Source organism: Thermoplasma acidophilum DSM 1728 (genome assembly GCF_000195915.1).
Taxonomy (GTDB): Archaea; Thermoplasmatota; Thermoplasmata; order Thermoplasmatales; family Thermoplasmataceae; genus Thermoplasma; species Thermoplasma acidophilum.
Genome location: NC_002578.1, coordinates 1,048,429 through 1,060,073 on the forward strand (window position 1 = coordinate 1,048,429; position 11,645 = coordinate 1,060,073).

General features: G+C 43.5%; 12 protein-coding genes and 1 tRNA gene. 6 read left to right on the plus strand and 7 right to left on the minus strand.

Annotated elements, in window-relative coordinates; genetic code table 11:
* Nucleotides 1-71: 71 nt before the first annotated feature.
* On the minus strand, nucleotides 72-1,709 hold the full coding sequence (gene thsB / locus TA_RS05060) for a thermosome subunit beta (protein WP_048161900.1): 1,638 nt from the start codon (nucleotides 1,707-1,709) through the stop codon (nucleotides 72-74).
* Between the two features lie 283 nt (nucleotides 1,710-1,992).
* Between thsB and TA_RS05065 the strand changes: the two genes are divergently transcribed.
* A complete protein-coding gene (locus TA_RS05065) occupies nucleotides 1,993-2,391 on the plus strand; it encodes an Lrp/AsnC family transcriptional regulator (RefSeq protein WP_010901392.1) in 399 nt (132 codons plus the stop codon).
* Here TA_RS05065 and TA_RS05070 read toward each other — a convergent pair.
* Complete coding sequence (locus TA_RS05070; protein ID WP_048161904.1) at nucleotides 2,378-2,785, minus strand: hypothetical protein; 408 nt, start codon at nucleotides 2,783-2,785, stop codon at nucleotides 2,378-2,380. The two genes, TA_RS05065 and TA_RS05070, sit on opposite strands and share 14 nt — an antisense overlap.
* Before the next feature lie 566 nt (nucleotides 2,786-3,351).
* Here TA_RS05070 and TA_RS05075 point away from each other — a divergent pair.
* Both TA_RS05075 and TA_RS05080 read left to right on the plus strand, forming a co-directional pair.
* The gene (locus TA_RS05075) at nucleotides 3,352-4,311 is read left to right on the plus strand and encodes an NAD(P)/FAD-dependent oxidoreductase (RefSeq protein WP_156778518.1); all 960 of its coding nucleotides are present in this window, start codon (nucleotides 3,352-3,354) and stop codon (nucleotides 4,309-4,311) included.
* A gap of 85 nt (nucleotides 4,312-4,396) precedes the next feature.
* On the plus strand, nucleotides 4,397-5,356 hold the full coding sequence (locus tag TA_RS05080; RefSeq protein WP_010901395.1) for an NAD(P)/FAD-dependent oxidoreductase: 960 nt from the start codon (nucleotides 4,397-4,399) through the stop codon (nucleotides 5,354-5,356).
* A 126-nt stretch (nucleotides 5,357-5,482) separates the two neighbouring features.
* On the opposite strand, the gene TA_RS05085 is transcribed toward TA_RS05080, so the two are convergent.
* Nucleotides 5,483-6,250, minus strand: a complete 768-nt coding sequence (locus TA_RS05085; protein WP_010901396.1) for a sulfite exporter TauE/SafE family protein — start codon at nucleotides 6,248-6,250, stop codon at nucleotides 5,483-5,485.
* A gap of 147 nt (nucleotides 6,251-6,397) precedes the next feature.
* On the opposite strand from TA_RS05085, the gene TA_RS05090 reads away from it, so the two are divergent.
* Together TA_RS05090 and TA_RS05095 are read left to right on the plus strand one after the other, a co-directional pair.
* Nucleotides 6,398-6,469, plus strand: a tRNA-His gene (locus TA_RS05090).
* Between the two features lie 58 nt (nucleotides 6,470-6,527).
* A complete protein-coding gene (locus TA_RS05095) occupies nucleotides 6,528-7,172 on the plus strand; it encodes a DUF998 domain-containing protein (protein ID WP_010901397.1) in 645 nt (214 codons plus the stop codon).
* Nucleotides 7,173-7,209: 37 nt separating this feature from the next.
* On the opposite strand, the gene TA_RS05100 is transcribed toward TA_RS05095, so the two are convergent.
* The 4 genes from TA_RS05100 to TA_RS05110 form a co-directional block, all read right to left on the minus strand.
* Nucleotides 7,210-8,427 (minus strand): arginine deiminase family protein, encoded by a 1,218-nt coding sequence (locus tag TA_RS05100; RefSeq protein WP_241761812.1) that lies wholly within the window; start codon nucleotides 8,425-8,427, stop codon nucleotides 7,210-7,212.
* Between the two features lie 378 nt (nucleotides 8,428-8,805).
* Nucleotides 8,806-9,813, minus strand: coding sequence for a 60S ribosomal export protein NMD3 (locus TA_RS05105; RefSeq protein WP_010901399.1), 1,008 nt, complete (start codon nucleotides 9,811-9,813; stop codon nucleotides 8,806-8,808).
* 39 nt (nucleotides 9,814-9,852) lie between these two features.
* On the minus strand, nucleotides 9,853-10,041 hold the full coding sequence (locus tag TA_RS08155; protein ID WP_156778519.1) for a hypothetical protein: 189 nt from the start codon (nucleotides 10,039-10,041) through the stop codon (nucleotides 9,853-9,855).
* A gap of 105 nt (nucleotides 10,042-10,146) precedes the next feature.
* Nucleotides 10,147-10,848, minus strand: a complete 702-nt coding sequence (locus TA_RS05110; protein WP_048161907.1) for a metallophosphoesterase family protein — start codon at nucleotides 10,846-10,848, stop codon at nucleotides 10,147-10,149.
* A 64-nt stretch (nucleotides 10,849-10,912) separates the two neighbouring features.
* On the opposite strand from TA_RS05110, the gene TA_RS05115 reads away from it, so the two are divergent.
* Complete coding sequence (locus tag TA_RS05115; protein WP_010901401.1) at nucleotides 10,913-11,635, plus strand: DUF72 domain-containing protein; 723 nt, start codon at nucleotides 10,913-10,915, stop codon at nucleotides 11,633-11,635.
* The last annotated feature ends 10 nt before the right edge of the window (nucleotides 11,636-11,645 follow it).

An 11,645-nucleotide genomic window follows, 5' to 3' on the forward strand; every position in this document is an offset into this window, starting at 1 on the left:
AAAGTATATTGATTTTTACGAAATTTTATCGCAAAAAAAAGAAATAAAAAAGGAGGACGATGGAAAAATTTTCAGTACTCAGGCATTCCGCCGCCTGGCATTCCCTGTCCCTGGCCACCCTGTCCGGAAGGCGGCGTGGACTTCTTGCTTGCGATTACATCGTCGATTCTCAGTATCATTGTTGCGACCTCGACGGCGCTCTCGAGCGCGTGTGTTTTGACCCTAAGAGGATCTACGACGCCCTTTGCCTTCATGTCCCCGACACCGTTGTTATCGAGATCCACTCCGACGGATATGCGTCCTTTTTCATGCTCCGCCTTGAGCTTTATCAGGGTGTTGATCGGATCAATTCCCGCATTTTCAGCCAGCGTCCTCGGAATTATCTCCAGGGCCTTCGCAAAGGCTTCTATAGCCAGCTGCTCCCTACCACCGACGCTATTCGCGTATTTGGCAAGCCTCATTGCCAGTTCGGCCTCAACTGCTCCTCCGCCCCAGAGGAATTTTCCATCCTCTTTTGTTATAGCAACGACCCTTATAGCATCGTTAAGCGCCCTCTCGACCTCCGAGACAACGTGGTCTGTTCCTCCTCTGATCAGTATGCTGACCGCCTTTGGATTCTTGCATCCCATGACGAAGGTCATTCTGTCATCGCCGATCTTGCGCTCCTCAACGGTTTCCGCCTCGCCTAGGACGGATGGAGTAAGATCGTCAAGATCCGTAACTATCTTAGCACCTGTGGCCTTGGCCAACTTCTCCATATCGCTCTTCTTGACTCTGCGAACAGCGTATATGCCTTCCTTGGCAAGGTAGTGCTGCGCCACATCATCGATGCCCTTCTGGCAGAGGACGACATTCGCACCGCTCTTCTTTATCTTCTCGACCATCTGCTTGAACGTGTTCGTCTCTTGGTTAAGGAAATCCTGTATCTTGCTTGGATCCGATATCTGGACCTTGGCTTCAATTTCCGTCTTCTTTATCTCAAGCGCGGAATCGATCAGAGCGATCTTTGCGTTCTTGACCACATCAGGCATCTTGGAATGAACCTTTTCCTTGTCTATGACGATACCGCTTATGAACTGAGTGTCATTGACACTTCCGCCGTTTTTCTTGTCCACCTTTATGTTGGCTGTGTCAACTATCGTCTTTCCATCTCTGACCTCAGCAACTGCATTGACCGCCTTAACGACAAGATCAGCCAGGAAGTCGTTTGACAAACCTGTGTTCTTCCCTGACAGTGCGGTGAGAGCTATCTTCCTCAAGGTTGCGTCGTCTGTTGATTTCTCAGCTATTTCGTCTATGATCTTTCTTGCCTCATTTACCGCGAGCCTGTATCCGTTGGATATGACGGTTGGATGCACACCCTGATCGAGCAGTGTCTCAGCCTGCTTGAGCAACTCGCCAGAGAGCACAACAGCAGTCGTTGTACCATCACCCACGGCGGTATCCTGCGCCTTGGAGACCTCTACGATCATCTTCGCCGTTGGATGCTCCACATCCATCTCCTTGAGGATCGTTGCACCATCATTTGAAATTATTATATCGCCAATGGAATCGACCAGCATCTTGTCCATTCCCTTTGGGCCAAGTGTGGTCCTGACGGCATCGGCAATCGCCTTTGCTGCCTCTATATTATTCCTCTGTGCGTTTTTACCCTGCTCTCTCTGTGTGCCTTCTTTCAGAACTAGAATTGGAACCTGTCCCGTCATCATATTGCTTATCACCTAGCAGACGGATAAATATGTTCTTCAATATAAACTTTGCTGAAGTCACTGGCATGACAAAATGCCGGAATATGGGATATCCAACTGGAGTCATGACATTTCTATCAATTGTGGAACGAAGATCCAGCACCAATGAATACCGTCGAAATTTACTGCGTATTCATTACCGGCATGCAAATAATCTCGCGGCGAATATACCGTGCATCCTGTTAAAATGGCTAAGGTTCAATCGGTAAACATACAGTTAAATTTTTAACATGAAAGGAATTGTATGGTCGTGGATCAAAAAGACAGGGACATCCTTAATCTGCTTGTAGATAACGCAAGGATCAGCAACACCGAAATAGCGAAGGTTCTCAATGTATCGGAAGGTACGGTAAGAAAACGTATAAAAAAAATGATGGATGACGGAATAATAAAGAGGTTCACCGTTGAGACCAGTGATGACACAATCGACGCCCTAGTTCTAGTAAAGATAGATAATAAGAGATACAGGGACGCTCTGCAGAGGATAAAGAGTCGGTTCAGAGAGGTTTATGAATTCACTGGGAAGATAGATGTTGCAATTAGAATTAGGACAGACTCGACGGACAATCTGAACAGGATAGTTGACCAGATCCGGGAAATAGACGGTGTTCTTGATACAGATACGCTGATCAGATTACAATAGCCTTTTTGACTCCAATATACGGAGAATCCGGCCCTCTCAGATAATCTTCAACCTTAATGTTTCTCTTCGAAGCTTCCTGGATTATTCTTTCTGCCTCTTGACCGGATATCTTGATCCTATCCCTTATCCCAAGACACGCGTATGAATTGAAAAATATTTCAATCGATCTCTGTGTTCTCTCCGTGGGGACGCTCCTAGGTATTCCCCTGCGTATGATCTCCACATATTCAGCTTTTTTGTATCTAGTGTACTTTCTGACGTACTCAATAAGCGGAATTCCTGTCTTCTCGCTTCCGTCGATGATGTTTTCTGCGATCTGGCCAACTAAGGTGAACTGCGATCCACCTTGAAGCCTTATCTTCAGCACGCTGGCATTGCTTAGATTATCTGGCATATTATCACCGTAAATCGTTACCGGAGTTCTCCTTAGATCATTTTTTGAAATTAGCCTTCATCCATCGCTCAATTGCGATTTCTGTTGAACTCTCTAATACCAACTTTAAAACTATTATGTCAAATATACTTAATACTTGTGCGATAGCAACCCCTGAGCCTTTGAACTGTAAATTCATGTTTTTATCGATATCATATGCTTGGAAGAAGCTGTAGATTTCAGATCTTTTGAGGCAGATGCGCGGACTTCCCCAAATAGAAAAGACTATAATCGTATATAGTAACCAGAGGATTAGGGTTAGGGAGAAACTGAATCCACCTCTGTGTAGATATCGATGTCAGAATACTTCGATTATGAGGGGATTGATCCTATGCAGCTGAACTAAGAAACTCCAATGTTTTTAGCGAAGGTGTAGCTCATTATATCGGACTGCTCTGCTAAGAACAATCAATGGCTATTTGTTTTGTTATTGAGATATTACCTTCTGGTTTTTCTGAACAGTCTTCTGATACGAATAATAAAAATATGCGTATTGCGTATGAAGATGCAAACATTCAGTGATACTGATGAGGATTTCTATTAAGGGCCTCGGCATATCTGGACTCTACCTGTACGAAAGACTGAAACAGAGTGGATTCGATGTCACCGCGTTTGACGTAAGGAGACGTGATTTTTACATCCCATGCGCGTATGCCACTAACTTTAACCTGATGAAGCCTTTTATGTCAAGAATAGGCATTGACTTTGATAATTACGTTCTATTTAGATCGGAAACCATAACGATGTCTGGAGAAAATGGCAGCGAAATTGAATTTCCGTCCGCTGGTCTTGTAACCTTTGACCGAAACGGTTTGCAGCGAGACATGATGAATAGAATTGAGATGGAAACCGAAACCAAAGCAGATCTGGTCGTGGATGCAACAGGGATTTCGCGGTCGTATCTGGGTAGGATCAACGGAGACCTCACCTATTACACAAAAGAATATCTGACAGATCACGTGATACATAGAGATTTTTACTTCTTATTTTTAAATAGAGGAGTTGGCTACTTGTGGGAATTCCCGCTAGATCGCGGGCATTTTCACGTTGGCATCGGATCGATAAGGCGTGATGATTTGAACAGGATAGACCGATATAACCGCATCAGAATAACTGGCCGCAGAATAAGGATGAAACCGCTTTTTGAAGTAGCTTCTATAGGAAACATAGTCGGAATAGGAGAATCAGTAGGTACCGTATCGCCGCTTACGGGTGAAGGAATACTGCCGTCGATAGAATCTGCAGAACTTTTATATCAAGCGATTTCGGATAAATCTGATCCGAATGAAGCTATTAGATTATACTTAAAGAAGTTGAATACAAGTTTTTCCCATTACTACAAGCTTTCAGACTTTGTGAGGAAAGTACAGACAGGAAAATTGCTTCGTCCATCGAATATTCGCTATGCGAGCCTCATAACAAAAGATATGAAACATTTTGGCATAGATTTCAGCCTGGGAAAGGCCGTCAGAGCTCTCATCCAATAGCTTCTTTAACGCCTCGGCGTATAAAATGAAGATCATGTTATTGGGCAGTAGTTAATCTTTTTAATAAAGTAATAATAGAGGGCGCATGGAATTTAACCTGCATGCAGTATCATCAGAGGAAAAAGAAAGAGATTTTGATGTTGTCATCGTCGGCGCCGGTGCTGCCGGTTTTTCAGCGGCAGTCTATGCTGCAAGGTCAGGATTCAGCGTTGCAATTCTCGACAAGGCCGTAGCTGGAGGCCTTACTGCAGAGGCACCACTGGTAGAGAATTATCTTGGTTTCAAGAGCATTGTCGGATCAGAGCTTGCGAAACTTTTCGCCGACCATGCAGCGAACTATGCCAAGATAAGGGAGGGCGTAGAGGTAAGATCCATAAAGAAAACGCAAGGCGGCTTTGACATTGAGACAAATGACGATACGTACCATGCCAAATATGTGATAATAACGACTGGAACAACGCATAAGCATTTAGGTGTCAAAGGCGAATCCGAATACTTTGGGAAGGGTACCTCTTACTGCTCTACCTGCGATGGATACCTCTTCAAGGGAAAACGTGTGGTCACGATAGGTGGCGGAAACTCAGGGGCCATAGCTGCCATATCAATGAGTGAATACGTCAAAAACGTCACCATAATTGAATACATGCCTAAGTACATGTGCGAAAACGCCTACGTACAGGAGATCAAGAAAAGAAACATACCCTACATAATGAACGCTCAGGTAACCGAGATCGTTGGGGATGGAAAGAAGGTCACCGGAGTTAAATACAAAGACAGGACAACGGGTGAAGAAAAACTCATAGAAACTGACGGCGTCTTCATATACGTCGGCCTCATACCGCAGACTTCATTTCTCAAGGATAGTGGCGTAAAACTGGATGAGAGAGGGTACATAGTGGTGGATTCAAGGCAGAGAACTAGCGTTCCAGGGGTATATGCAGCAGGAGACGTTACATCCGGCAACTTCGCACAGATTGCCTCTGCCGTTGGAGATGGCTGCAAGGCAGCGCTTTCCTTGTATTCTGATTCTATATCCAAAAAATGACACCATCATTATAAATATTATTTTTTATAATAAACTCAGATTTTTAATGCAGTGAAGCTTCGCTTTGTATTCGCTTGGTTTTATCCGGTTCAGCGTATGTTGAGAATAGATTAGAACATCATCATGCTATATGAAGCCCATTATCTTCATCCCTTCTACTATAACAACTATTACGAATATTGAACCTATGGCCTCATAAACGATTCTCTCCTTGATCCTGTTTGCTGTGGTAGAAAAAAGGTAGCCAGATATCAAGGAAATAATGCCTATTACAACAGCATCTAATATCGATATTCTGCCTACTATGAGGTATCCTGCCGAACCGCTAAGCGCTGAGAACAACATCGCAAAGGTTGCAGTCCCGACCATCTTTTGAGCGCTGAGCGAGAAAAATAACATCAATATTCCTATAAACATTATGCCTCCACTCGTTCCCAATGTGCCAGTTAATATGCCCACAGGTATACTGAGGAGAAATGCGAAGACCCATGCTGCCCTCCTATACTCCTTTTTCCCATTGATGCTTGTTTTGTGGCCGCGGGATCTTCTAAACATTTGAATTGCAAGTATTATGGTTAGAATGGCAAATGCTATTTCAAGCGGTCTCTCTGATACACTTATAGCAATTCTTATCCCTATCTGCGTGCCTACGAGGGCGCCAATACCCATTATAACTGCAGGAATTATATCTATATTTTTATTTTTGAGATATACATATATGACGGTTGACGTAGTTATGACATCGACCAGCAGACTTGTGCCCACAGAATCCTGAAAGCTGAGACCCATAATACTCAGCGCTGGAACAACGATGAGAACACCGCTGCTTCCAGTTATTCCTGTGAGCGCACCTACTGCTATGCCGATCAGCAGGAGGATGAGTATCAAAGGCATAAGCCGGAAATGGATTCATACTAATTAACCATGAGCATGATAGACCAGCACTTTCTTGAATGATGACGTTCACAGGTGTGGAAAACGAGGAAAAGCTTATCAATTGCTAGAATATTACGTTTCCCAGTTTGTTGATCTTTCGCAATGGCCGGGGTGGGGTAGTGGATATCCTTGGGGACTGTGGATCCCCGGACCCGGGTTCGATTCCCGGTCCCGGCCCTTCTTTGTGCCTTTATTTATGGAATACCTTATCTATTTGTATTGATATATATTTTTGATGATTAAGAATTATAATAAAACCCCGAAGTTCCTCATAATTATCGCGTCAATTGCCATTGCATCTGCTTGGATAACCATATTAATATCAGCGCTTCTCAACCCATGGTTCTCTGTGACGCATAATGCGCTAAGCGATCTGGGTGGAGGTAACCTGCTTCAGAATGGCCATCCTGCACCAACAGACCCATTTGTGTACAATGGAGGTATGATATTAACAGGTGTTTTCATTGCGCTGTTTTCCGTGGACGGTATCATAAACGCACAAGACAAAGTCGAAAATGCAGGATTCTCGTTCTTCATTATATCAGGTTTATTTTTATGTCTCATCGGGATCTATCACGAAGGTACCTATCCACACGATTTTGTATCCATCTGGTTCTTCATACTCTCAACGATCTCATTTGCAACCTTAGGTATCTCAAGGCTCATTCGTAAACGGTATGGAACTGGAATGATCATTCTGTCCATGCTCATTACCTCTTGGATTGTTGAATACCTGGTGAGATGGGGATCTGTGGCAGAAAGCGAGATATTCGGGATATGTATAATAGATGCTGCTGTGATAATTTACGTACTGAGTTGGAGTCCTAAAAGTGTGAAACATCCTCATGGACAGAACGTTTCGCACACTTCCAAGAAATAGGGAAATATTATGTTGGCTATTGATGCCAATTCGGGTCCTATTCCCGGTTCAGTGTGGCCGTCATGCAGTGTGCACCGCCATAGCCTCCTGTTAACTCTATGAGTTCAGCGTTAACGTATTCTATTCCAGCTTCTGAGACATCATTCCTCTCTGGAAAGATGTTTTCCCCTATCTTGGGAAGCTCCCTCTTAACTATATCTTCAGTAACAGGATCGAAGGCCCCGTCAGAGATCAGCCTGCTTATGACACTCTTCACATCCACCGCTAAGATGCGCCGATCCCGTATTGTCAGGAAATTCGATGAATATGCCAGCTGCTCCGGTATGGTGAGATCGATAATATTGAACCCTTTCGATCTCATATATTCTAACAGTGTTGTCTCGCCAACACGCTCATAATTGCCGTTGGAAGATCTGCCGTAGATCGTAGTCTTGGCGCGCGATGCGAGGTATTCCGAAGTCACCGCGATGCCATCGCCTGCGATGTTGAAATAGGTGTCTAGATGCATGTTGACCATGTTGTCTTCCTTCGAAAAATCGTAAGATGGGTTTTCAACCAGCACAACCTCATCGGTCGTGATCATGCCAGAATGCATTGCTGAGAAGGCACCGTTCAAATCCGTTCTTAATCCTACGCCTATCAAACTGAAATCACGGGCTGGCATGAAATCACCACCTTCAAAATGCGAGTTCGATGGAATCTTGAAGATGTTAGAAACACCCAGTGTGTTCCTAAACAGAAATTCGGTAATCTCGGTCTCTTTCTTCCTTTGATCCCTCTTCATATTCCCAATGATTACGCCACTGTCAGCAACGGCCTGCTGATCCCTCATGAAGTAGAGGTTGGCGAGGGGAATATTCGAGTATACCGTTGGATAAACCGCCCTGTTCTCATAATCCGTCTTGAGATCGATCGACGGCTCCAGTACCATGTAATCGAAGATGGTGGCGCTGTCAAGTCTTTCCAGATTTTTCTTGAGATCCTGCATCGCGGCTTTGACCTCGTCAACCTTTCCATAGAAATGAACGTTCTGCGTTATATACTCTATTAGTTTTCGCCGGAAATCCTCCGATCTTTCGGCGTTTTCAATGATTTCGCTCTCCAGCCGCCTTACCCTTACCCCTTCACCTTTCAGTATCTCCTCCAGCCGCTGGTGTTCCTTGATAGCTTTTCCAACATTGTATGCACGCTCAAAAAGAAAGGGCTTTGGAGCAAGCATTGCATATTCGATCTCAATGGAGGGTCTGTGTATCATAACCTCTTTCAGAGGATACCATTCAGCCCGAGAACGCATGTTACAGTATACTCACTGGGTATTAGTAATCTAGTATTCTTTTCAGGATATGTGATCATTGACTATATCAATTTAAAGCTAAGATAATCAATGGCCAACCATCTTTTCTATTCATAATGCGTTCAACCTATGGCTGCCTCCGATCTTCAGTTATGAGTGGATAGCTTCGATTTTATATTGCATAGTCAGCGCGATGGTACACAATTTCGAAATAATTCGGATCTCTGAAACTTGCACTGCCCGATATATACGAATCTGCCTTATCGAAGAAAACCATCCGCATCAAACAATATCAAATTGGATGATTTGCATATTTGATACGAAATAAGGCATGTCTATTCAGATGAAATACTTGCCCCTGTAAGTAAACACTCTTATTTCATTTCCCTCTGCTCTGCCCTTTATCGTTATTATCTTGAAGGTCTGCGAGTCCATGATCTGACTCTCATCCTCGGTTCTCGATATGACTATGAAGTTTTTCACCTGCGGTTCCTTTGTCACTATTTTTCCATCGTTCGAAAAGAATACATTTCTGTTTATGCGTCCCCGTTCCTCAGTCTCGACATCTATAACATCTATGTGCCTGTTTCTGATGGCTGTAAGTATATATTTTCTTTTATCCACCGATACTATTGCACCTTCAGGTGCGTCCAGTATTCTCAAGGAATAGGTGAACCTGAAAAACTTCCTGCCTTCCTTCACACCGGCAAGCGATTTTGAAACGATCAGAGTTGCGAAGTAATGATCGAGTATGAATGAAGAAACGAGGTCTCCATCGCCTTTTTTGCCAAGGTAGATGTCCACTCCTTCTGGTTTGCGTTCTATCTTCGATATGAACGATGAGGCATCCATTTTTCTGCGTTTTTCCATGATCTTCTCTATAGAATCCAGAACTTCGGAGAGTATCTCATCGTATTTTGTGCTCACCGTCCTCAGCTGTATGGTTGCCTCGAAGTATGATCCTGTTAACTTGTTGCAGGTCGGGCAACTGATGTAGTTTACGGAGTATGGAACAGATACTGTCTGCACCTTTGGATCCATGTGATCTCTGGTAATATTCACCTTCAAAACGAGGTTTCTATTCGATTCATCAAAATATACGCTCTTTGGATCTCCAGATATCTTTGCCTCCGGATCGCTGCATTTCACCTCATCCATTATCAGCGGAAGGAGATGGTCTGCATAGTCCTCACGGTACCACTTCTTTCCGATCCTTACTGAACCGCATTTTGGGCATATGGCTATATTTACGTTCCCTATATTTTCTATATTTGCACGGTCAAACAGACACTGGCTGCATACCCCATGTTCAACCGCTTCATTCTTGCCGCAGACTACACATTTCATTATATTATCATATGCATATTGCAAATTGGTACTTCTTTTTTATGGGTTTGAGTTACGATCATCAACCTGAAATAATCTCTGTGAGCTACTCCTCAGCTGAAGCTTTGGATCTTCTTCCTGATTCAACGACACGTGACCAATACCCTCATGATGGTATCCCGTCGGAGTATCTCCACAGGCGTCAATTCTGACCGCACCGACCCTGCTGTTCGATGCCTGAATAGGCATTATAAACTCTTCTACTGGGCGAAGTCCGTGCATCTCATCGCTGAAGATCTGAGTTTTACTGCTTCACTTAAACTTTTAACTTTCTTAAAAATATTTGTGAACATATTAGAGACTGAACAACCTGTATAATCCTGATAGGATTTCTTGATCACTTATAATCGATCTTATATCCTCCTTAAGTTTGGATCTGTCATAATCAAATCTCGGGAACTCCACTGAATTCCTGCTGGAATCGTATACGGCATATGATGGCATTGGGTTATCTCTAGGCTGCCCTATTGATCCCGGGTTTATTACAAGGTTGCCAGCATATCGAATCAAAAACTGGTAATGCGTATGCCCAACCACATAATTTGCCGGATCAAGGGGCGATCCAAGCATGCTTCTTAAATGATCCTGAACAGACCAAGGATACATGTAGCCATATAGTTCATCTCTGGGGGATCCATGCATCACCTGGAATTTCATGCCGTCAATTTCCATGTCCATCCTGTTCGGCAGAGATCGCAGGAATGAGATGTCATTTTTTCCGAGTTTTTTCAACGTTATGTTCTCTCTTGTGAATACGGATAGCTCATGATTTTCCTCTCCACACCTGCAGTCAACCGAATAAGCTGCAGCATAATCATGATTGCCCGATACCATCACGTCTGCATTCTCCTTCAACAAATCTAGCGTTTCACCTGGATTAGGGCCATAATCTACAGCGTCCCCGCAGAATACAATTTTATCAAATTTTTCACGCTGAATGACGTATTTCAAGGGATGTATATTTGCATGGGCGTCGCTGATGATGAGCACTCGCATGGAAAAAACAAAGGTTCATATTATTAAAATATTTTCCACATAAAGTATATAGAGTATAGATCAGATGAACATCAGAATAGGCTGTTCAGGATGGTATTATCCGCACTGGGCCGGCAAGTTCTACCCTTCTGACCTGAATAAAAGCGAGTGGTTCAGGTATTATGCACAGAAATTCGACACGGTGGAGATAAATTCCACGTTTTATTCTTTTCCAAATGCAGCCCGCGTAAGATCCTGGGTCAAGGGATCTCCAGAGAATTTTGTGTTCAGCGTGAAGGTGAACCGCACCATAACGCATGTGAAAAGATTGAAGGATTGTGACGAAGAAATTGGTCTGTTCTATGAGATCATTGGGTCACTTGGGAAAATGCTGGGCTGTGTACTCTTCCAGTTCCCCCCATCGTTCAAATATTCGCATGATAATCTAATCATGATAGAAAAAGCATTGGACCAAAGATTCTGCAACGTTGTGGAATTCAGGAACATTTCATGGTTCTCTGAAGATGCCAGGTGTGATCTGGAGAAGAGTGATCTGCATGTAGTCGCTGTAAGCTCTGAAAGGATTCCATTGTGGATCAAAGAAGATTCCGTTGTATATGTAAGGTTGCACGGCAATGTGAATGGCTATGCTACCGATTACAATGAGGAGTATCTGACGGATCTGGCACAGAGGATAATTGATGTAAAACCTCAGTCATTGTACGTATATTTCAATAATGATTATAGCGGCTACGCTCCCAAAAATGCAATCATGCTGAAATCGATAATCAATAATCTCATTTTATAATAAAAGCCAT

Coding starts and splice junctions, on each gene's coding strand:
- TA_RS05100 (WP_241761812.1), bottom strand. CDS start 8,427: ATGATACACAGACCCTCCATTGAGATCGAATATGCAATGCTTGCTCCA.
- thsB (WP_048161900.1), bottom strand. CDS start 1,709: ATGATGACGGGACAGGTTCCAATTCTAGTTCTGAAAGAAGGCACACAG.
- TA_RS05095 (WP_010901397.1), top strand. CDS start 6,528: ATGATTAAGAATTATAATAAAACCCCGAAGTTCCTCATAATTATCGCG.
- TA_RS08155 (WP_156778519.1), bottom strand. CDS start 10,041: ATGCCTATTCAGGCATCGAACAGCAGGGTCGGTGCGGTCAGAATTGAC.
- TA_RS05085 (WP_010901396.1), bottom strand. CDS start 6,250: ATGCCTTTGATACTCATCCTCCTGCTGATCGGCATAGCAGTAGGTGCG.
- TA_RS05070 (WP_048161904.1), bottom strand. CDS start 2,785: ATGCCAGATAATCTAAGCAATGCCAGCGTGCTGAAGATAAGGCTTCAA.
- TA_RS05105 (WP_010901399.1), bottom strand. CDS start 9,813: ATGAAATGTGTAGTCTGCGGCAAGAATGAAGCGGTTGAACATGGGGTA.
- TA_RS05115 (WP_010901401.1), top strand. CDS start 10,913: ATGAACATCAGAATAGGCTGTTCAGGATGGTATTATCCGCACTGGGCC.
- TA_RS05080 (WP_010901395.1), top strand. CDS start 4,397: ATGGAATTTAACCTGCATGCAGTATCATCAGAGGAAAAAGAAAGAGAT.
- TA_RS05110 (WP_048161907.1), bottom strand. CDS start 10,848: ATGCGAGTGCTCATCATCAGCGACGCCCATGCAAATATACATCCCTTG.
- TA_RS05065 (WP_010901392.1), top strand. CDS start 1,993: ATGGTCGTGGATCAAAAAGACAGGGACATCCTTAATCTGCTTGTAGAT.
- TA_RS05075 (WP_156778518.1), top strand. CDS start 3,352: ATGAGGATTTCTATTAAGGGCCTCGGCATATCTGGACTCTACCTGTAC.